Raw genomic sequence first — 21,226 nt, 5'->3', positions numbered from 1 at the left:
ATTTTATTCAGACCTTTCTGTCAGGACACCTTAAATGTTTTGCGCATGGCAAATTCCGTTTGTTTTCCGTTATTCCATTGTCCAACCGGCCTTAAGTATCCAACAACCCTTGAATACACCTCTGTTTTTGCACCACAGGTGTCACAGGTTTCATGCTTGCCTGAAAGGTATCCATGGGACGGACAGACGCTGAATGTCGGAGTCAATGTAAAATATGGAAGTCTAAATGCACCGGAAACCTTTTTTACCAAATTTTTCACCACCTCAATATCCTCAACTTCTTCACCCAGGAAAAGGTGTTGAACCGTTCCACCGGTATATTTGGTCTGGAGCTGATCCTGAAGTTCCAGAGCTTCAAAAATATCATCAGTATAGTTTACAGGCAGGTGAGTGGAATTGGTATAAAACGGATCTTTACCCTGGGTGTATTCTTCTTCATTGGCACAGATGATATTGTCAAATCTGGCCTTGTCCATACTGGCAAACCGATAGGTCGTACCTTCGGCGGGCGTTGCTTCAAGATTGAAAATTTCACCTGTTGTTTCCTGCAATTGTTCCAACCTGCGTCTGATATGATCCATGACACTTACGGCAAACTCATGGCCTTTTTGTGTGGCAATAGCTTCACCCAGAAAATTGATACAGGCTTCATTCATACCCAGGATGCCGATGGTTGAAAAATGGTTCCGCCAGTAGACACCGGTGTTTTCTTTGATTTTTCGCAAATAAAATTTTGAATAGGGATAAAGATCACCCTCTGTAAATTTTTCAAGTATTTTTCGTTTGATGCTCAATGAGTCTGCCGAACAATCAACAAGAGCATCCAGTCGTTCAAAAAAATCATTTCTATCTTTTGCCAGATAACCGACTCTCGGCAGATTTAAAGTGACAACACCAATGGAACCGGTCAATGGATTGGCACCGAACAGGCCGCCCCCTCTTTTTTTCAGCACCCGGTTGTCCAGCCTCAAGCGGCAGCACATGGAACGGGCGTCTTCCGGGTCCATATCGGAATTTACAAAATTTGAAAAATAGGGAATCCCGTATTTTCCGGTCATCTTCCAGATATTTTCAAGGTTTGGATTACTCCAGTCAAAATCCTCGGTAATATTATAAGTCGGGATCGGGAACGTAAACACCCTGCCTTTTGCATCCCCTTCCATCATGACTTCTGCAAATGCAGAATTCAGCATATCCATTTCTTCCTGATACCAGGCATAGGTTTGCTCGCCATATTCTCCACCAAGGATAACAGGTGAATCCTTTAAAGTGGACGGCACAATCAAATCCATGGTGATGTTTGTAAAAGGAGTCTGAAAACCGACTCTTGTAGGAATATTGATGTTAAATATGAATTCTTGAAGAGCCTGTTTCACCTCTTTGTATGACAAGCCGTCTTTTCTGATAAAAGGCGCCAGGAGGGTGTCAAAATTTGACATGGCCTGGGCACCGGCTGCTTCGCCCTGAAGAGTATAGAAAAAATTGACGATTTGGCCCAGCGCACTTCTGAAATGCTTGGGCGGAGAAGATTCAACTTTTCCGGCAACCCCTTTAAACCCTTCAAGCAGTAAATCCTGCAAATCCCAACCCACGCAATAGACAGACAAAAGGCTTAAGTCATGGATATGGAGGTCTCCTCTGTAGTGTGCATCCCGGACTTGCGGCGGATAAATTTTATTGAGCCAGTATTCTGCTGTAATGTCGGAAGATATGTAATTGTTCAATCCCTGCAGGGAATAACTCATATTACTGTTTTCTTTGACTTTCCAGTCCATTCTTCGAATATAGGACTCCATGAGCCCCACATTCTCTTTAATGGCAATTTTTCTGATCTGGTTGTGCTGCTCCCGGTAAATAATGTATGCCTTGGCTGTTTTATAAAACGGGGAATCCAGGAGAACTCTTTCAACAATGTCCTGAATTTCTTCCACTTCCGGAACAGGCCCGAGACGCAGATCTCTGATGAGGGTGACAACTTTCATTGTCATCTTTCTAGCTTCTCTTTCATTGAATTCACCGGTTGCCTCACCTGCTTTGCGAAGGGCATAGGTGATTTTTGATGAATCAAAATCAGCTATTCTTCCATCCCGTTTTTTAATTTGGTCAAACATGTATCCACCTCTTGAAATCTGATTGAAATTAACATATCTTTTATAAATCTTTTTAACAGCTCTAAAATGATTTGTTTGGAAAGTTGAGTAACCTACTCAATATATTGTGGTTTATCAATAACAGCTAATCTATATATTGTGGTTTTAGCACAACCTTAACAGGAATGCAAATACTAATGCAACTAGATCAAAATCCTTTTTTCAGAAAACCCATAACGCCCTGGCATGATTCAAATTTTGCCTGCAAGGCACTTATCACTGTTATGATTTTTGTCTTTGCTTTTGCTGTTACAGGTGTCTTTGTAGCTTTAGGCAACCCTGATTTTCAGGAACATATATGGTTCCCCGGTGTCCTGACATTTTTAAGCTTATTTCTGGTGGTTAAAATATTTTCAAGACTTAAAAACCGGTCTAAAAACAATTAACGGTTCTTTAACAAAATTTCTATAAGATGATATACAATTTTGGCAGTCACACCCCAGATCAGGACATCTTCATAGGGGTAGGTAAGAAGCATGACATTGGGTGAGTGCAGATGAAATTGTTTTTCTTTGTGCAGATCAATCAAATACTTTAACGGAATCTGAAACACCCGGGATATTTCAGAGGCATCATGCCGGATGCGGTCTTTATGATTCCATATACCGGTCCATGCTTCAATATCCTTGCTGTTTATAGTTTGAAAATGCCCAAGAGAACCGATAACGTCTACATTCTCCCGGCTGATCCCCATTTCTTCGGTCAGTTCCCTTAATGCCGTATCCTTTGTTGAAAGATCATTCTTGTCTTTATGACCGCCTGGAAACGCCATCTGGTTACGCCAGGGATATCCCTTTATATCTGCTTTCTGAATAAACAGCAGTTCAATTTCTTTATTAAAAACAAACAGCGCAATCACACTGGTTGGCTGAAACAGGTCAGCCTCAGGAGGCCCGGGATGGGAACCGTTTTGAACCGCTGATCGAATAATATCAATACACTCGTTTTTATCCATAAAAACCTTTATATATAATATATTGAATCCAACTTCCAAAAAAATACAATGAAAGATTGCCATTGTCAAATCGGGAAAAGCTCATATGAAAATTTAAAGTACAGTTATCAGAATTAATTTTGCACAAGTACTGTCAAAAAGGAAACAACATTGAATCTAAAGTTTTTCATGGCTTGATCACTACATCTGCAGCCTGGACAGTTGGAGACGTAGTGATCAAGGCTGTATCAATTTCTATTATTTTAAATTTTATTGTTGAATTAGTCCGCTGTTTTCTCAAGTGCAGAGATTTCATCTGCGTTAAGAACTTTGTCAATATCAAGAAGAATCTTTACACCACCCTCCATTTTTGCCATGCCTAGAATATATTCCGTGTTCAGGCTGGTTCCAAACGCCGGAGTTTCTTCAATGTCGCTTTCCTTAATATTTAGCACTTCAGACACTGCATCAACCACAATACCGATCAGTATGGTTTCAGAATTTGTCTCAATTTCCACAACAATGACGCAGGTTCGTTCTGAATAGGAAATTGATTCCATTTCAAATTTTAGTCTGAGGTCAATAACCGGAATGACCTTGCCTCGTAAATTAATAACTCCTTTTACAAACGCCGGTGTTCTGGGAACGGAAGTGATTGGCATCATGCCGATAATTTCTTTGACTTTCAGGATGCCAATACCATATTCTTCCTTATTAAGGAAAAATGTCAGGTATTTGCCTGTTTTAACCGTTATAGCCTTAAGCGCCTGGTCCATAGTTTCTGTCATCTTCGCCATGTTGTTTTCCTTTTTTTAAAATCAGTTATTATTAATTGATTTTTTACATAAAAGAACTCCTAACCTTTTGGAATCAGAACTCTTTCACCTTTTTGTGTGGTAATCTTATCTGTCATGACCGTTCTTTAGTGTTTCCGTATTCTATTTCAATTCAGTTGTTTCTTTAATTTTCAAAAGCTGCATCTCGATTTCATTGGTAGTAATCTCCGGACAGACGGCAGGATTTTTTGAGTATCAGGATCTTTACTATCAGTTAATCTGTATGCAGTTAAATTAATCTGATTGCCGTTAATATCCCAAAGGCCTTCATCAAATTTCGTATTGACCGGAACCAAATTAATACTGTTATCTTTTACGATTTCTATGACCTTTACTCTTTCTAAAAGGACACTCTTATCAAGAAGTAAAACACCCTTTGAGTTATAAACATCGACACCTTTTTTTATTTTTCCACCGGCCTTGACGATTTCAATCAAATTATTAATGGAAATTTTTGTAGTCATCTTGTTTTGTCCCTCATCTTTTTTTCCATATCGCCAGGGCAAGCGCTTTAAATTCATCAACTGTAAGCGTTTCCGCCCTTCTTTGAGAATCTATGCCGGCCGATTCCAATACCTTAAGAATAAAAGCTTTTTCAAATTTAAATTCGCCGCCTGTCATTGAATTCTTTAAAGATTTTCTTCGTTTTGAAAAAGCAGCCTTGATTACATTAAATAATGTTTTTTCCTGTTCCAGATTAAATTCTTTGGTTTCAAAAAAATTGAATCTTAAAATAGTTGAATCAACTTCAGGTTTTGGGAAAAAAGACGACGGGCCAATTTTCGCGACACGACTTACTTGTGCAGCATATTGAACAACTGCTGACAGCCTTGAATAATCTCTTCCGCCAGGTGGTGCAATAATCCTGTTTGCCAGTTCTTTTTGAAACATTAAAAAAGCCTTTTCAATACAGGTTCTTTTTTCAATCAGTCGAAATAAAATTTGTGACGAAATATTATAGGGAAGATTTCCTATGACCACAAGCTTATTGTCTTTGGCAATCTCAGCTATATCGAGTTTTAAGACATCTTTATTGATAATTTCTACATTTTTAAAACCTTCCGTATCCAGTTCCTGTTGCAGAAGAGGGATCAGGCGGGAATCTTTTTCAACAGCTGTCACATGGTATGCAATCCGTGCAATGGGAATTGTGAGCGCTCCTAAACCGGAACCGATTTCTAGAACCCGGGTTTCTTTTGATATGCCTGTTTTTTCAACAATTATTCTTGCCGTGTCTGGATTTGAAAGAAAATTTTGTCCCAGTTCTTTTCCTGCATACAATTTTCTTTGTTTTAACAATTGCCCGGGATGTGTCATGCCATAACCTTTTATTTGTACTTTTATTTTTTCTGCATATTCTTATCAGAAGTATTCTAATATTAGTTTAGATCAATTCAATATCATTTTAAAGAGGATCTATCAACTTATCAATGGATTCTAAATATAAAATCAATACCTGAAAGTTGTTTAAAAAAAATAACCGGCTAAAAATAAAAATGAGATAATGTGCATAAAAAATTAAGAACTCATTATTAAAGAATTACTTGTCAGAATTTCAGGGAAACCTTCTGTTTTGCTTGCTTTCAGTAATATTGCCAACAGGCTGATAAAATTGTACGAAAAATTACTACTTGACTTTCTTATCGCATGCAAGTACTTATTATATATACTATTAATAATTAAAAGACAGGGTACATAACCAAGAAAAGCTGATTTCAGTTTTTAGATAGTTATTTTTTCTTGATTCTAATATCCTGAGTATTGGGTTAATATTTTTTAACCTGTTATTATTTAAGAATAAATATTTTATTTTGGGAGGTGTATTATGATAGAAAAACAAGATCAAGAAACTAATTGGGAAAATTTTGTAAAATTATTATTAAGCAGACTTGATATCCCAACAAAACAAGACATTAACTTTTTACATGTCCGGCTTGACAAACTCGAGCAATTACTTTATCAGAAACAACCGGTGGCTAAAAAGGAAAAAACACAACCAACGATCAGGCGGAAAAGTGCTTCTTCCATTGTTTTGGACGTGATTGCCAATCACCCGGAAGGTACGGATTTTAAGACCATTAAAGCAGCCACTGGATTTGATGATAAAAAATTGAGAAATATTATATTCAGACTGGACAAGATAGAGAGAATTAAACGGGTAACGCGAGGTATCTACAAAAAAGTTTGAGAGGAAAAGCAAACACATGGAAAGCATTGCATTTAAAAAGGGGCAGAATTTGTGCGGATATACCATCACACAGGTCACACCTCTTGAAACTATTGATTCCCTTATGGTTCAACTTGAACATATCAAAACAAAAGCCAGGCATATCCATATTTTAAATAAAGATAAGGAAAACACCTTTGGTGTGTTTTTTAGAACAGTTCCACAGGATTCCTCTGGTGTGGCACATATACTTGAGCATACGGTATTATGCGGTTCAAAAGAATTTAATGTCCGTGATCCTTTTTTTTCCATGATCAAAAGAAGCCTGTCCACATTTATGAATGCATTTACCGCATCGGATTGGACCATGTATCCGTTCTCCACCCAGAATCCCAAAGATTATTATAATCTGATGAATGTTTACCTTGATGCAGCTTTTTTTCCACGGATTGATGAATTGAGCTTTAAACAGGAAGGTCATCGCCTGGAGATTATTGAAACCGAGGATAAGGATATTGAGCTTGAATACAAAGGCGTTGTCTATAATGAGATGAAAGGTGCCATGTCCTCGCCTGCCCAGGTTTTGGGCAGATCTTTGCTTGCATCTCTTTACCCGGATACGACCTATCGATATAATTCAGGCGGCGAACCATCTGAAATCCCGACCCTTACCTGGGAAAACCTTAAGGATTTCCATGCCGAGTATTATCATCCTTCCAATTCCTATTTTTATACCTATGGCAATTTACCATTGGAAGAAACTCTTCTCTTTATCGGTAAAAAAGTACTTGATAAATTTGAACGGCTTGACATTGATTCAAAAGTCCCGTCCCAACCCAGGTGGGATACTCCCAGAAAAGCAACACAAGCCTATGCTTACTCAGACCCGGAAGACCTGTCAAAGAAATACCAGGCGTGTGTAGCCTGGCTGACCTGTGATATCAAAGACTCTTTTGAAATTCTTGTCCTCACTGTTCTGGAACAGATTCTTCTGGGCAATTCTGCCTCTCCACTTAGAAAAGCCCTGATCGATTCCAATCTGGGAACTGCCTTGTCAGATTCAACCGGTTTTGACTCGGACAATCGGGACACCCTGTTCACATGCGGCCTGAAGGATATTACCAAGGATTCTGTTAAACAAGTGGAAGATATTATTTTTTCAACCATTGAGAAGCTGGCAGACAAGGGCATTGATCAGAATCTGATTGATTCGGCTATTCACCAGATAGAATTTCACAGAAAAGAAATTACCAATACACCTTACCCCTTTGGTATAAAATTATTGCTCTCCTTTGCAGGTACGCTTATCCATGATGGAGATCCTGTCTCTTGTGTTAATATTGATGACGATCTGGATAAACTGAAAAAACAGATAAAAAAAGGTTTGTTTCTTGAAAACAAGCTAAGACAATATTTTCTTGAAAATTCTCACAGAGTCCTTTTCACACTTGAACCGGATACAACTCTTGAACAAAAAAATATCCAAGAAACTAAAAAAGAGCTTAAAGCTCTTTTAAAACAAATGACCCAAAAAGATCTTGAACAGATCAAAAAAGATGCCAAAATCCTTGAAGAGCTCCAGGAAAAAGAGGAAGATGTTTCTGTACTGCCCACCCTTGATCTTGTTGATGTACCGCCTGAAATAGAGATTATCAAGCCTGACACAGTCAAAAATGTTACTTTTTCCACCTGCTATGATAAGGCCACGTCTGGTATCTTGTATTTTACCTGCCCCATGGGTGCCGGCAATATTCCCACCGATCTTTTTGCCCTTGTTCCATTTTTTTGTCAATCTTTTATAAACAGCGGCACAAAGAAACATTCCTATGAAAAAATAGCAGAACTTATGGATATGTATACCGGGGGAATATCGGCAACTCCGTTTTCAGGATCTTATTTTTCAAAAGAGGCACAATCGCATTCATTTCTTGCTCTTCAGGGCAAGGTTCTGGACAGGAATGTTGAACGTCTGTTTGATCTGATAAAAGAGTTTGTTGAAGCCTATAGTTTCAAGGATTTTGACCGGCTGAAAAGTCTTTTGCTGCAATACCAGGCAGGTATGGAAGCCTCCATTGTGTCAAACGGTCACAGGTATGCCATCTCACTTGCCTCCAGGCATCTTTCACAAGCCTCGTATATTAATGAACTCTGGCACGGTATTGCTCAATATAAATTCATCAAAGGGATAACCGAGCAATTTAAAACAGATGACAAGAAAAATAAAATTCTTGAAACCCTGTCAAAAAATCTGGGGAAAATTGCCAAATCTGTTTTAACAAGGGGAAATATCAAGCCTGCCATAATTGGTGATAAATCTTCTATTACCGTTGCTGAAAAAAGGATTAAGGCCATTCATAAAAAGCTTTCCAATGATTCTGAATCCTCTTTTTTTACACCGGATATATCCTTTAAACAGGATTTGCCTTATGACGGCTGGTATACAAACACTTCCGTCTCTTTTGTGGGGCAGTCATTTAAAACCGTTCGAATGACCCATGAGGACTCACCCGGACTTGCAGTGATCAGCAAGATACTCAGGTCATTGTATCTTCATCGTGAAATCAGGGAAAAAGGCGGTGCATACGGAGGTTTTGCCATATATAACCCTGAAGAGGGATTGTTCTCATTCGGGTCCTACCGTGATCCCCATATTAAAAGAACTTTGGATGTTTATAAAAAAGCTTGCGATTTTATTTCCAATGGCGACTATTCTCAAACCGATATCAAAGAGGCTATTTTACAGGTCTGTTCGGAAATTGACAAGCCTGAGACCCCGGGGCCTGCAGCCATGAAAGCATTTTACAGGGATATCACAAAACTGGATGACGATATTCGCCGGCAATTCAAGGATTCTTTGTTGAAACTGGACAAAAAAAGAATCCAAGATATTGCCGAATCGTATTTTACCATTAATGAAACTTTGAAAGGGACTGCCGTTATATCCAGCAAGGCAAGCCTTGAACAAGCCAACATTCAACTTTCCTTGGAAGAAAAACAGTTAAACTTGTTTAAAATTTAAACAGGTCTGTAAGTTTTTGCCGGGCATCATCACTGATCTCGCCTTTGCCGGCTGCAATATCAAGGGTATGTTTTCCCAGCAGCCGGTAGAGATCTGAAAATTGCGGCAGTTTTTTATCAATGTCTGAAAGATGCCTGGAAACAATCACATCATCTCCCCTGGCAACAGGGCCTGTAAGGGCGTTAATACTGCCCCTTGCCTTGATATTGTTTAAAGTCCCCATGATCAGCGGCTCTAAAATTTCATAGGCATTTTCTTCTGACAAATCAGCTTGCTTGAGCAGCTCCAGGGCAAAATGCTCCAGGGTAACCAAATAGTTGGAGGCCACTACAGCAGAGGCATGATACACGGTTTTAGCATGGGTCGGGATGGTAAAGGAGTTGGCCTTTAATGCATTAACAATTTCCTTTCCAAACTCAACCGCTTTATCATCTCCTTCGATGGACATGTTAATGCCCTTGAACGGTGATTTTTGACCATCTTCGTAGGGAGCAAAAGCCTGTAGCGGATGGATGGACCCAGTACTTGCACCTGCTTTTTTTGCCGACAAAAGTATGCTTGAACTTAAAGCCCCTGACAGGTGATAAACAACTGAATTGCTGTTAAACCCATCAGCCATTGCTATTTTTTCACATACCGGTTCAATAATAGTATCAGGAGTTGTTATAAAGACAAGATCACAGGCTTTTGCAGCTTCCACGGCCGTTTTAAACACTTGTCCGCTGCCTGCAAATTCCATGGCTTTTTGAGCTGACTTGTGACTTTTGCTTGAAAAAGCCTTTGGAATAAACCCCTGCTTTGAAAGAAATACAGCAAGGGATATTCCCAGTCTGCCACAACCGATAACACAGAATTCCAGGCTTTTTTTATTTGTATTCATATTCTTTTGAGGGAAATTCCCCGCCCTTTACTTCTTTGATATATTGTTCCAGGCCCTTTTTTGCCACGCCTGCAAGGTCAGCATATTTTTTGACAAATTTGGGCAAAAACCGGTTATTAATTCCCAGCATGTCATGAAGAACAAGGATCTGGCCGTCGCATTCAGCACCGGCACCAATACCGATGGTGGGGATTTGAAGCTCTTTTGTGATTTTTGCGGAAATAGGTGATGGAATGCCTTCGAGTACAACGGAAAAAGCACCTGCAGCCTGGACATCCCGGGCATCTTTTAAAAGTCTTTCCTCATCCCTTTGAACCTTGAACCCGCCCATTTGATGTACGGATTGGGGGGTCAGGCCAATATGGGCCTGTACCGGGATACCAGCCTTTGCCAAGGCACTTATGACAGGACAGACTGCTGCACCACCTTCAAGTTTGACGGCTGATGCACCCGCTTCTTTTAAGAATCTCCCTCCATTTTCAATGGCTGTGTCAAGGGAACCCTGGTAAGACATAAACGGCATATCACCAACAACCATTGAAAAGTCGCAGGCTCTGGAGACCATTGCGGTATGGTAAATCATCTCATCCATGGTAACCGGAAGTGTATTCTCCTTTCCCTGTACCACCATGCCAAGGGAATCACCCACCAGAATCATCTCGATTCCTGCCTGATCCAGCATACCTGCAAAGGGATAATCATACGCTGTCAAGGCTGTAATCTTTTGCCCTTCCTGTTTCATTTTAATCAGTGTTGATGTTGTTACCCTGGGTTGCATTTTTTTCTCCTCAAATTAATGATTAAAGTTCATCAAGCGAAAATTATGATACCATTTATTCATCAATATTAAAATAAAACCGGTCAAGTTACAATACCCTTCTAATTTGAGATGTGTAGCCTGAATTATTTGTATTGTCTATGATAGATTTCATGTGACCATGGAATTTTGAAGTTTTGCAATGACAGATCACTTGTTAAAAAAACTTGTTTTTATCCTGATACTCTGCTGGTTTGCAGTTTGTTTTGACATCAAGCAATTACAGACCCGGAAAGTCTGTAATGCCGGTCAGTTGAAAAAATAACGATTTACATATATTGCCACGTTGTGGTATTGTTTTGTTGAATTGATTATATTTTCAATAAATTGAAATCAATCGAAAGGGTTGTTATTTCAGGAATCTATCCCTATATGATATGCGCTTATATCACAATCGATTACAGGAGGTTTAAAAATGAAAATTGTTTCCATTGCTGTCAGCAAAAAAAAAGGAACAACAAAAAAATGTATCCAGCAAGCAGAGCTTATAGAAAATCACGGGATAAAAGATGATGCCCACGCAGGTGACTGGCACAGGCAATTGAGCTTTCTGGCTTCGGAAAGCATTGAAAAAGCCGGCAGCGAAGATTTTAAATTAAACTTTGGGGATTTTGCTGAAAATATTGCAACAACCGGGATTGACTGGAAACACCAGCCCATTGGCAGGCGCTTCAAACTTGGGGAAGACGCGATTGTGCAAATTACCCAGATCGGAAAAGAGTGCCATAAAAAATGTGTTATTTTTTACCGGACCGGGGATTGCATTATGCCCAAAGAAGGTGTATTTGCTAAGATTCTAAAAGGTGGAACAATTAAGGTTGGAGATCAAATAGAACAGATCATTGAATAGAACGGGTCGCCAAACATAATAAAGCAACGGGTATGGATAACAGATAGGAATTTTTGCAAGGACAATTCATGAGCTACAAAATTGAGTTAACAGATGCCTTTAAAGGGTATACTTATGACCAGGACAAAATCATGTCTCCGGAAGAGACTGTGGCCGGATTCAAAGAAAAAACAGCCAAACTGAATCTTGATATTTTAAGTCAAACCCGAAGGATTGATAATGGGCGATTGAACATTCCGGTTTTTTTCAGTGAATGCGGAGCAGATGCCATAAAAGTGACAGGCACAAAAAAACAAATGGGCAAAGGCGGGACACCTGAACAGTCGGAAGCCAGCGCCGTGATGGAACTTGCAGAACGGTTCAGTTTTTTTTCTTTTGTAAAAAAAGAAGAACACTTTTTTTATTCAACCCCAAAAGAGTTGGGAGAAAAAGCCCTTGCTTATGAAGAAATAATAAAATCCGTCCACGACAACCAAGAAGATGCATTTAAAGTAAAAAAGATCTTTGATGAACTGCCTTTAAAATGGACCATGGGATATAATCTGACAAAAAAAGAAGAAGTTATGATCCCCTTTAACTGGTTCTACATGATCAATGAATTTAACGGTCCCAGCGCGGGAAATTGTACGGAAGAAGCCTTAACCCAGGGTATTTGCGAACTGGTCGAACGGCACACCTCGTCAATTGTCAGCCATGAAAAACGAAACATTCCCGGAATAAATCTTGAGTCTTTTACTGATCCTCTGGTCATTGAAATGCTGGAGAACTATAAAAAAGAAGGGATTAAGGTGTATGCGTCTGATTTTTCACTGGATACGGGCATCTCCACCATTGGTGTCCTTGCCTGGGACCCTGCAACATTTCCCGATATGAGTGAAATTGTATGGACCGCCGGAACATCGCCCGACCCCCAGAAAGCCATGAGCCGTGCCCTTACGGAAACAGCCCAACTGGCAGGTGACTTTAATTCAGGCTCCAATTATGTGGCAAGTGGTCTGCCGAAATTTACCAACATTAAAGATGCTGAATTTATCACCCATCCTGAAAAAATGATTGATATGGATGCATTGCCCGACCTTTCAAGCAATAACATCAAAACCGAAGTTGAAAACCTGATCCATGCTCTGGACAAACGGGGATATCAGGTTCTTGCCATCAGTACCATGCATGATGAACTTGAGATTCCCGCGTTTTATGCGATCATTCCCGGGGCACATTTCAGAGAAAGAGCGGTTGCAGCCAGTGTGGGCATGTTTTCCGCCAGACTGATTACGGAAAGCCTTGATCCTGTCCAGGCCCTGTCTCGGCTGGATGATCTGGAAAAAGCATTGCCCGGCCAGTACTACACAAGCTTTTACAAGGGCCTGATGCTCTCTGCAATTTATGACATGGAAGCTGCTTTAACCCAATTTGAAACCGCACTGAACCGTGATCCTGCAGAGCTTAATCTGCCGGATATCTGTTCCCACATGGGTACCTGCTTAAAAGATCTTGAACAATATGACCGGGCCATTGAAATCTGCAAACAAGGCCTGAAGATTGATGAACAGAGACCGGACATGTTAAATACCATGGGATTCTGCCATTTTATGATGAAAAATCATGAGGCTGCCATTACCTGTTTTGAAACCGCCCTTGAAGTAGATCCTTCCCTTGCCATCAACTATGCCAATATCGGTTCAAATTACCGGGAGCTGGGCGAAAAGGCACTGGCTGTCAAATATTATGAAATGGCCCTGAAAATTGATCCATCCATTACATTTGCCAGAGAGAATATTGAGAGATTGAATGCAGATTAACCGCCACCTTTGACCATTAAACATACTGCAGGTAAAACTCAGGCATTTATCATTCCTGACAAAAAAGCGGAAATATCTGTAACACAGCTTCTTTTAAAGCAGTTTATGTTACGGTCATCTGCCTGTTGTTTTATTTTGGAATCCAACGGATCATCGGTGACAATAGCCCTTACCTTGGAAATATCAGGAAAAAGCGGGGGTTTTTTCAAATCTTTTCTCCAGACTTCAATTTTATCATATGGCCCGCTTATCCAGCCTTCTATTAGTACAATGTCCAGGTGGGTATAAAACTTTTTTATGATGCTGTCCGGTGTCATATCATGAGTTCTGGGCATATAAACGGCTGTAAGATCCCGGGTCATCATCGTCACAGGTGATGCACCGGCCTTTCTGTGCAAAAATGAATCTTTTCCGGGTTTATCCAGTTCATGGTTATGGGAACTGTGCTTGATAGAGCCAACTGCAATGCCTGTTTTAACCATTTTTGTTATGATATCCACTATCAAGGTTGTTTTCCCGGAACCTGGTTGCCCGATAACATGAAAAGGAATCATTTATCCCGCCTTTCCAAAAGAACAGGCTGGAAACCTACAGGGCTTGCAGTTCAGGCACAGACCGCCGTGGCTTAACCTGGCAAGATCTCTTAAGCCCGGTTTTTCACCGGCCATCAACCGTGGCAGGATCAGATCGAAAATGGTAATTTTATGGTACAGACCGCAGGCAGGAAGTCCCATAATAGCTGTATTTTTATGGTAACCCAGAAGAAACATGGCACCAGGAAGCACGGCTGCCGAATAATGAATTTTTTCAAATCCCGAGTCCTCGATCCCGGCTTTTGTCACATCGTCCGGGTCAACCGACATGCCGCCGGTAGTAATGATCAGATCAGTATCTTTTTCAAGATAATGTCTGATCTGATTGCTGATCATTTCCCGGTTATCCGGTAGGATGACGGCTTCTTCCAGAGTTGCGCCAAGAACTGTTGTCTTTTGTTCAACAATGGCCTTGAATTTATCTTTGACCAGACCTTTATAGACTTCATCTCCTGTGATAATCAATCTGATTTTCAATGGATTAAAGAGTTTAACACTGAAAATCGGATAATTGTCTCTGGCAAAATTCACAGCCTTGTCAAGATTGTTTTTATCAATTACAAGAGGTATAGCACGGGTTGCAGCAAGACTCTGATTTGTTTTGACACTGGTATTTGTGTGGATGGAGGCGCACATCACATCCTGAAACATATTAAATTCCTCCAGGGCCTGAATATTTACCTTGAGAAGCCCGGGATAACCTGCCCGAAGTTCCAGTTTTCCCTCTGCAGGTGATCCAGAAAAGGTGACGCCCGGACCTGAGAGTGCAGATGCAAGTTCCAATGCGGCATCATCTTCATGTACCTGATCATCTGCTAAATCCAGAACATAAAGATTGTTTTTACCCATCCGCATTAACCGGCATACATCACCGGATGTTATTTGATGTCCTTTTTTGAATGCCGGGCCTTTATATCTTCCCGGTATGATTTGGGTCATGTCATGTTCAAGGGTGGTCCCCACTGCCTGCTCAACAGGTATGGTCATAAACGGTAAAAGCTTGGCATTTTCTCTCATTTTTTCTTCCTTATTTCTCTCTTATATTTTTTTCTTATTTCATGATGGCTTGATAATAGGTTCCCAATGCACATGGCCGGCAGAGAATTTGATTGTTTTTCATAACTTCTCTTTTGTCCCGGACAACCTGTCCGCATTTTTGACAAACAGCTTTGAATCGTGTAGGGCCAGGCATATCACAGGCGTTTATGGCAACCTGTACCTCTTCAATTGAAAACAGATCTTGAAGGGACATCCTCTTATAAGCAACAAGCTGCTGTTCCCTCTTATCAGTTATTTCAGGGGCATATTTTTCAGCAAGATGTCTGGCGTTTTCCGTAGACACAATCCTAAAAGCCCTTTTGGTTTCTATATTTAAAAAGGTGGCTGCCATAATGCCGTTATCCACAAACTTTAAAGAACGTCTGCCCAATCTTACACCTGTAACAAAAGAGATGGCATCTGTGGCACACCTGTCCATTTCCACATAAACAATGAGTTTTTTGATCTGGGGCAATTCTCTGGGATTGTCCAGGCCGATAAGACGGCATCCTTCAATTGCCATGCGAACGCCCACAACCTGACCTGGACAAAGATGACCGTGAGCCATTGCAGATCCCTTTAACAGGGTTTCAAAATCTTCCATCTATTCTTTCCAAATTTTATATGTCAATTTTCAAACCTTATGGATTCGACCTTATGTTAAAGCAAACATAAGGTCAAGAAAAATTGTAAAATTAAGAAGTTTTATATGACGATCTTCAAAAATTTACTCACAAACTTTCATGCTTTGTTGTGGCAAAGTGATCTGCCATGACCGTTATTTGGGCTAAAAATTTTAAAATATGTACACGAAATCAAAAAAACGATATAAATCATGAAGAAAAAACAGATAAAGTTAAAAAAGGGATTCAGATGAAGCTTAAATCTATCCAGTTGATTGTTAATGATAACGGTGGTATCGTTATGGGAACGGGAAGAATGATCATTCTTGAATCCATAGAACGCACTAATTCAATCAATCAGACCGCCAAAGAACTGAAAATGTCCTATAAGACAGCCTGGAGCAAGATCAAATCCACTCAAAAAAATTTTGGGAAACCCATTGTCATAGCTGATAAAAAAAAAGGCACAAAATTGACCCAAGACGGCAAAGCCCTTCTTGAACAGTATCGGCAATTAAAAAAAAGGTGCATTAAAGCAGACGATGTCATATTTGAAGATATTTTTTCAAACCAGGAATAAACAGGCTAAAATTTCATTTAAACTGCCTTGACCTGATCAGGACAAACGAATATGACCCGTTACCGATACACAGATATCAGGGTATTGATTACTGTAAAAAACATTTTTGTTTTTTCATTTCAAAGCAAGGCTTGATCCGGAAAATCAATATCTTCCTCTTGATTCCCCTTCCCGCAAAGTTTTCCCGTTTTTGAATCTTTTTTAGGGTTGATGACCATGTGTGATCCCAGATCCTCTTCAAAAAGCAAGTCTGTTTTTTGTTCAATATTTATTCTGATTTTATCAAACCGCTTGAGCAGATCTTCAGCCAGAGGTGTAAGCTGTGACCCCCCACCGCTTGTTCCTCCAACTTTTTTCACCAGCAGGCTCTGTCCGAGACGCTCTTCTGTGGCATTAATCCTTGCCCAGATGGCCCGGTATCCCATTTTAAGCTTTTTGGCAGCAGCATTCAGAGAACCTTGATGTTTAATCTCATTTAATATCCGATATCTGCCCAATCCGAATACTACATTCCCCTGGGAATCCTCCAGCCATATTTTTGAACGTGTATAAAACTTGCTATTCTCCATCATTTATTTTTGACCCTAATTTAGATGGTTTTTATTACTTTCTATGTGAAAGCCTTAAAAAAATCACATAAAGACTTTCAATCTTTGTTGTGGACAAATCTGAACGAAAGACCAGGTCTGCCCGTGGCACTTTATATATAACTGATATTGAAATTTTGATCAATATTCTGATTGGATCAATGTCTATTATAAACAGGCAAGTGCTGAAACATCAATTGACCGCCAATAATAGAAACAAAATGACTATAGACCAGGATTAATCAAATTCATTTTATAAATCTTAAAAGTAAAATAATTTTTTATTGCCGTTATGTTTTTCTTGACACATCGCTATATTGTAGTTATTTAATTGCTACATTATAGTTATGTCTTTTTTGACACAACGAACAACACTGTCAGTCCACTAATAGGTCAAAATATTTGCCATTAAAATGCAGTGTTATTTGATTTTTATGAAAAAAAGGTTTGTTTAAATTTTAATTATGGACAAACCAATACATGGAGGTGGATAATAATGAGATACGCTGAAACAGGGTATAATTTGGAAATTGATTTAACGAGAGGAAACATCGAACGGGTGGAAACAGACCCGAAATTGATGGAGCTTCATCTGGGAGGTCTCGGCACCAGTGTCAAAATACATTATGACAGGGTTCCTCCTGAAACGAAAGCCTTTGACCCTGAGAATCTACTGATATTCAGTACCGGTCTTTTATGCGGTACGCCTACTTTCAGCGCTAACCGTACCCTTGTCAGCTTTATTTCTCCTCAAACAAATTTACTGGCATATCCAATGATGGGAGGATTCTGGTCGGCGGAATTAAAGTATGCAGGGTATGACAAAGTAATCATGCGCGGCAAGTCCCCAAAACTTATTTATATATGGATACACAATGACAAAGTTGAACTGCGGGATGCCTCTCATTTAAAAGGTAAAGGCGCGATTGAAACCCAGGAACTCATAAGAAAGGAACTCAAAGATCCTAATGTTCAAGTCGCAGCTATTGGGCTGGCCGGTGAAAACAGATGTTTTACGGCTTCCATTGAGCAATCAAGATCAAGTTCCAGCCGGGGGGGCGGCGGTGCTGTTCTGGGAGATAAAAACATAAAAGCGATAGCTGTCCGAGGAACAAAACCTGTTAATCTTGCCCGGGGGGCAGAATTTATGGAGCATCTAAAGGAGGTAAGAGAATACATCGACTTTAGAAATGAAAATCCCATTCCAGAGGTAATGCCAATCCTGTCAGGAATAGGCTCACCTCAAATGATGAAACATGTTGATGAAAAATGGCATACTGAAAGCTTTGCCTGGGGAAATGCCCGTACCAGAAGAAAAGATTTCTGGACAAAGGAAATTGAAGAAAGTTGGGAGAAGAGTCAAAGAGGTGCTATCCAGCGCTTTATCAGCTGTTTTAATTGTCCCCAGCAATGCGGGGCATTGATTTCCCATGATGATGTACCCAAATACATGATCAAGTGCTTCTCAAAGCTGACTTACGCCATGGCGGCTCATGTGGATGATCTTGATTTCAGCTGGAAAATCTGCCAGCGTGCTTTCCAATACGGACTGGACTCCTTTTCAACCCCGCAGATTCTGGCTTTTGGTGTTGAACTTTATGAAGCCGGTATATTTACGGATGATGATTTTGAAGGATGTCCGTCCGATAATGAAGGAAGATTTTTCTGGCTGCTTGACAAAGTTGCCCGGCGGGAAGGTATCGGTGATTATTTGGCTGACGGAACCTATTGGGCTGCAAAGCGTATCGGTAAAGGTGCTGAAAAATATGATCATAATACCACTAAAAAACATGAACAGATGAATATCAAGCTGGGAATGCTTGATCCGCTCTATTACCTGATGTATGCGACCAACGAAAAAATCAGTATTACCCAGATGGAGGGCAACTGGCCCCAGGCGCCTTTTCCTTCAAAGGAAAACAGAGAGTCTTTTGTAAAAGACTGGCCACAGTTGCCTGATGAAAAATTCAAAACATATTTCACAGAGTGGGAACCTAGAGGAGACAAAGCAAACCCAGCCTATCCTGATCCCCAAACAGCTTCGGAAATTGTGGACTGGATGGAGATGCTGCACAACATTGACGATGCACTCGGGATATGCTGCGGCATGGGATCATTTTGCCTGAAACCACCCTACCATGTACATAATTATCCCAAATTAATTTCAGCAGCAACCGGGATGGATGTGGACAGATATGACTTAAAGAAAATTGTTAACAGAAGCCGGAATCTCCATAGAGCGGTTAATCTTATAAGAGGTATGGTCAGGGCAGATGAAAAGCCGCCTGAAGATCACTGGAAACACAGATTTCCCGAGCTTGAAGAAGATCTCTTGACCAAATATTATACATTCAAGGGATGGAATTACGATGGTGTTCCCACAAGAGAGAGACTGGAAGAATTAGACCTGGCATATGTCGCGGATGACTTAGAAAAGAGGGGGATTTTAAAAGATGGCCAAAATTAAAAGAACAATCAAGACAATAAAAGTTGATGCGGACAAATGCAATGGCTGTCGGACCTGTGAGGTTGTTTGCTCTTCTGTTCACGCTAAACCAAAATACAGCAGTGTTAACCCGGCAGCCTCCCGTATTCGCGTTATTACACATCGTTTAAGAGATATCTGGCTGCCTGTTTTTGCAGGTGAATACACACCTGCTGAATGTAACGGCAGGGATAAATATGTGATTGATGGAAAAGAATACGATGAGTGCGGTTTCTGCAGGGCGGCCTGTCCGTCAAGGGACCTGTTCAAAGAGCCTGATTCCGGGCTTCCTTTAAAATGCGATATGTGTGAAGAAGAAGAAGGTGGTCCTTTGTGTGTTGAGTGGTGTCTTAATGATGTCCTGACCTTGGAAGAAAGAGAAGAGGAAGTGGATGAAGAAGTTGAGATAGATGAAATGGAAGCCGGATTGGATGCTTTGATAGACCAATATGGATTTGAGAAGATAAAGACAGCCTGTGCCCGAATTTCGCAAAAAGGCTGAAGAAATAACGATATCCTCTGCAATAGGAATTTGGGAGATTTATTATGCGTAATGAACCGCTTATGGGATACGAACAGGCATTAAAAGTAACCCTTGAAACGATTTCACCGCTGAATAGCCATCGTGTGATTGATATTTCCGAATGCCTGGGCAGAATCATTTCCGAGGATCTTTATTCCCAGGTAAATTCACCATCCATTGATGCATCCATGAAGGATGGTTATGCGGTTCAATCAGAGGAAATCCAGTCTGCAACCCTGCAAAACAGTGTGCGATTAAAGATTATCGGAATGGCGGCAGCAGGGTGTACGAACAATCAGGCGGTAACCTGCGGGACCACCGTTCGAATTCTGACAGGGGCCAAAATCCCGGACGGAGCCAATGCGGTTCTGGCTGAAGAGTTCGCCACCCGCCGGGAAGATATTCTTACGGTTTTCAACACGGCGGAACCTGGCCGGAATATTTTGCCGAAAGGCGCTGATATCGGTACAGGTGAATTGATTGCTGCTAAAGGAAGTCGCCTTTCCCCTGGTATGATGGGCACACTTGCCGCAGCCGGGTATGGCAGGTTGCCGGTTTATCACCGGCCAAGGGTCGCCATTTTGGCGACAGGCGATGAGTTGGTGGCCCCTGGACAACCGCTTACTGACGGAAAGCTTTACGCCAGCAATATGGAGATGTTAAAGGCATGGTGTTTGCGATACGGCATGCACACATATTGCTCGATTGTCAGCGACAAGAAGGATATCGTCATTGAAAAAATAGCAGCGGCTGTTGCGACCCACGATGCAGTGATAACAAGTGGCGGTGCATGGACCGGGGACCGGGATTTTGTTGCCCACACGCTGAATACCCTTGGATGGAAGAAGCTGTTTCATCGGATTCGAATGGGTCCTGGAAAAGCCGTAGGGTTTGGAATACTAAACCAGAAGCCTGTTTTTCTGCTTCCCGGAGGTCCGCCGTCCAACCTCATGGCTTTTCTCCAGATTGCACTGCCGGGTCTTTTAAGACTGGCCGGGCATAGCCGTCCATTGCTTCCCAGGATAATGGTTAAGCTACAGAGCGGGGTCAGCAGCCGTAACACCAACTGGACCGAATTCGTATACGGATATTTGAGGACTGGAAACGAACATACCATTTTCAGGCCTCTCAAACTGACCAGCCGGTTAAAAACCATGGCCGGTGCCCAAGGAGTAATGGCGATTCCAGAAGGTGTAAAATCCTTGCCGGCGAGCGCTGTTGTTTCTGCGCAGCTGCTCATATGATAAAAGGCTCAGATCAGGAGATGAAATTTTAAAACTGCACACAGAACTAAATAAGCGATATAAAATTAAAACAACAGGACTAAATCAATAAGGCAAAGAAA

20 protein-coding genes are annotated in these 21,226 nt (G+C 40.8%); 9 read left to right on the top strand and 11 right to left on the bottom strand.

Annotated features, from left to right (window positions below; all coding sequences use genetic code 11):
• Nucleotides 1–20: 20 nt before the first annotated feature.
• Nucleotides 21–2,111, bottom strand: coding sequence for a ribonucleoside triphosphate reductase (locus TOL2_RS23180; protein ID WP_014959704.1), 2,091 nt, complete (start codon nucleotides 2,109–2,111; stop codon nucleotides 21–23).
• Between the two features lie 176 nt (nucleotides 2,112–2,287).
• Here TOL2_RS23180 and TOL2_RS23175 point away from each other — a divergent pair, with 176 nt between their 5' ends.
• Nucleotides 2,288–2,536: a hypothetical protein gene (locus TOL2_RS23175; protein WP_014959703.1), complete on the top strand. Its 249-nt coding sequence runs from the start codon at nucleotides 2,288–2,290 to the stop codon at nucleotides 2,534–2,536.
• Here TOL2_RS23175 and TOL2_RS23170 read toward each other — a convergent pair.
• From TOL2_RS23170 to rsmA, 4 genes are all read right to left on the bottom strand, one after another.
• Nucleotides 2,533–3,105, bottom strand: coding sequence for an NUDIX hydrolase (locus TOL2_RS23170; RefSeq protein WP_014959702.1), 573 nt, complete (start codon nucleotides 3,103–3,105; stop codon nucleotides 2,533–2,535). The two genes, TOL2_RS23175 and TOL2_RS23170, sit on opposite strands and share 4 nt — an antisense overlap.
• A gap of 260 nt (nucleotides 3,106–3,365) precedes the next feature.
• Nucleotides 3,366–3,881: a chemotaxis protein CheW gene (locus tag TOL2_RS23165; RefSeq protein ID WP_014959701.1), complete on the bottom strand. Its 516-nt coding sequence runs from the start codon at nucleotides 3,879–3,881 to the stop codon at nucleotides 3,366–3,368.
• 170 nt (nucleotides 3,882–4,051) lie between these two features.
• Nucleotides 4,052–4,384 carry a hypothetical protein gene (locus TOL2_RS23160; protein WP_014959700.1) on the bottom strand — a complete coding sequence of 111 codons (333 nt, stop codon included), beginning with the start codon at nucleotides 4,382–4,384 and terminating at the stop codon, nucleotides 4,052–4,054.
• A gap of 13 nt (nucleotides 4,385–4,397) precedes the next feature.
• Nucleotides 4,398–5,237, bottom strand: a complete 840-nt coding sequence (rsmA, locus tag TOL2_RS23155; protein WP_014959699.1) for a 16S rRNA (adenine(1518)-N(6)/adenine(1519)-N(6))-dimethyltransferase RsmA — start codon at nucleotides 5,235–5,237, stop codon at nucleotides 4,398–4,400.
• A gap of 508 nt (nucleotides 5,238–5,745) precedes the next feature.
• On the opposite strand from rsmA, the gene TOL2_RS23150 reads away from it, so the two are divergent.
• Together TOL2_RS23150 and TOL2_RS23145 are read left to right on the top strand one after the other, a co-directional pair.
• Complete coding sequence (locus TOL2_RS23150; protein WP_014959698.1) at nucleotides 5,746–6,108, top strand: hypothetical protein; 363 nt, start codon at nucleotides 5,746–5,748, stop codon at nucleotides 6,106–6,108.
• A 16-nt stretch (nucleotides 6,109–6,124) separates the two neighbouring features.
• Entirely contained in the window at nucleotides 6,125–9,106 is a 2,982-nt protein-coding gene (locus TOL2_RS23145; protein WP_014959697.1) for an insulinase family protein, read from the top strand.
• On the opposite strand, the gene TOL2_RS23140 is transcribed toward TOL2_RS23145, so the two are convergent.
• Both TOL2_RS23140 and panB read right to left on the bottom strand, forming a co-directional pair.
• The gene (locus TOL2_RS23140) at nucleotides 9,096–9,986 is read right to left on the bottom strand and encodes a Rossmann-like and DUF2520 domain-containing protein (protein ID WP_014959696.1); all 891 of its coding nucleotides are present in this window, start codon (nucleotides 9,984–9,986) and stop codon (nucleotides 9,096–9,098) included. The two genes, TOL2_RS23145 and TOL2_RS23140, sit on opposite strands and share 11 nt — an antisense overlap.
• A complete protein-coding gene (gene panB, locus TOL2_RS23135) occupies nucleotides 9,973–10,764 on the bottom strand; it encodes a 3-methyl-2-oxobutanoate hydroxymethyltransferase (RefSeq protein ID WP_014959695.1) in 792 nt (263 codons plus the stop codon). The genes TOL2_RS23140 and panB overlap by 14 nt, the downstream gene beginning before the upstream one ends.
• 454 nt (nucleotides 10,765–11,218) lie before the next feature.
• Between panB and TOL2_RS23130 the strand changes: the two genes are divergently transcribed.
• Nucleotides 11,219–11,653, top strand: coding sequence for an MOSC domain-containing protein (locus tag TOL2_RS23130; RefSeq protein WP_014959694.1), 435 nt, complete (start codon nucleotides 11,219–11,221; stop codon nucleotides 11,651–11,653).
• A 68-nt stretch (nucleotides 11,654–11,721) separates the two neighbouring features.
• Nucleotides 11,722–13,452 (top strand): YcaO-like family protein, encoded by a 1,731-nt coding sequence (locus tag TOL2_RS23125; protein WP_014959693.1) that lies wholly within the window; start codon nucleotides 11,722–11,724, stop codon nucleotides 13,450–13,452.
• A 38-nt stretch (nucleotides 13,453–13,490) separates the two neighbouring features.
• Here TOL2_RS23125 and mobB read toward each other — a convergent pair whose 3' ends face one another.
• From mobB to TOL2_RS23110, 3 genes are read right to left on the bottom strand one after another with little or no spacing between them, the layout of a single operon-like run.
• On the bottom strand, nucleotides 13,491–14,006 hold the full coding sequence (gene mobB, locus TOL2_RS23120; RefSeq protein ID WP_014959692.1) for a molybdopterin-guanine dinucleotide biosynthesis protein B: 516 nt from the start codon (nucleotides 14,004–14,006) through the stop codon (nucleotides 13,491–13,493).
• On the bottom strand, nucleotides 14,007–15,062 hold the full coding sequence (locus tag TOL2_RS23115; RefSeq protein ID WP_014959691.1) for a molybdopterin-binding protein: 1,056 nt from the start codon (nucleotides 15,060–15,062) through the stop codon (nucleotides 14,007–14,009).
• A 34-nt stretch (nucleotides 15,063–15,096) separates the two neighbouring features.
• Entirely contained in the window at nucleotides 15,097–15,687 is a 591-nt protein-coding gene (locus TOL2_RS23110) for an FmdE family protein (RefSeq protein WP_014959690.1), read from the bottom strand.
• Between the two features lie 167 nt (nucleotides 15,688–15,854).
• Here TOL2_RS23110 and TOL2_RS23955 point away from each other — a divergent pair, with 167 nt between their 5' ends.
• A complete protein-coding gene (locus TOL2_RS23955) occupies nucleotides 15,855–16,286 on the top strand; it encodes a winged helix-turn-helix domain-containing protein (RefSeq protein ID WP_014959689.1) in 432 nt (143 codons plus the stop codon).
• Between the two features lie 119 nt (nucleotides 16,287–16,405).
• On the opposite strand, the gene TOL2_RS23100 is transcribed toward TOL2_RS23955, so the two are convergent.
• Entirely contained in the window at nucleotides 16,406–16,858 is a 453-nt protein-coding gene (locus tag TOL2_RS23100) for a winged helix-turn-helix domain-containing protein (protein ID WP_014959688.1), read from the bottom strand.
• 511 nt (nucleotides 16,859–17,369) lie between these two features.
• Between TOL2_RS23100 and TOL2_RS23095 the strand changes: the two genes are divergently transcribed.
• Genes TOL2_RS23095 through TOL2_RS23085 form a run of 3 tightly spaced genes read left to right on the top strand, consistent with a single transcriptional unit; the run spans nucleotide 17,370 to nucleotide 21,125 of the window.
• Nucleotides 17,370–19,340 carry an aldehyde ferredoxin oxidoreductase C-terminal domain-containing protein gene (locus TOL2_RS23095; protein WP_014959687.1) on the top strand — a complete coding sequence of 657 codons (1,971 nt, stop codon included), beginning with the start codon at nucleotides 17,370–17,372 and terminating at the stop codon, nucleotides 19,338–19,340.
• Nucleotides 19,327–19,860: a 4Fe-4S dicluster domain-containing protein gene (locus TOL2_RS23090; RefSeq protein WP_014959686.1), complete on the top strand. Its 534-nt coding sequence runs from the start codon at nucleotides 19,327–19,329 to the stop codon at nucleotides 19,858–19,860. The genes TOL2_RS23095 and TOL2_RS23090 overlap by 14 nt, the downstream gene beginning before the upstream one ends.
• 44 nt (nucleotides 19,861–19,904) lie before the next feature.
• Nucleotides 19,905–21,125: a molybdopterin molybdotransferase MoeA gene (locus TOL2_RS23085; protein WP_014959685.1), complete on the top strand. Its 1,221-nt coding sequence runs from the start codon at nucleotides 19,905–19,907 to the stop codon at nucleotides 21,123–21,125.
• Nucleotides 21,126–21,226 lie beyond the last annotated feature (101 nt).

This window comes from Desulfobacula toluolica Tol2 (assembly GCF_000307105.1).
Taxonomy (GTDB): Bacteria; Desulfobacterota; Desulfobacteria; order Desulfobacterales; family Desulfobacteraceae; genus Desulfobacula; species Desulfobacula toluolica.
This window is presented reverse-complemented; position numbering and strand designations above follow the sequence as displayed.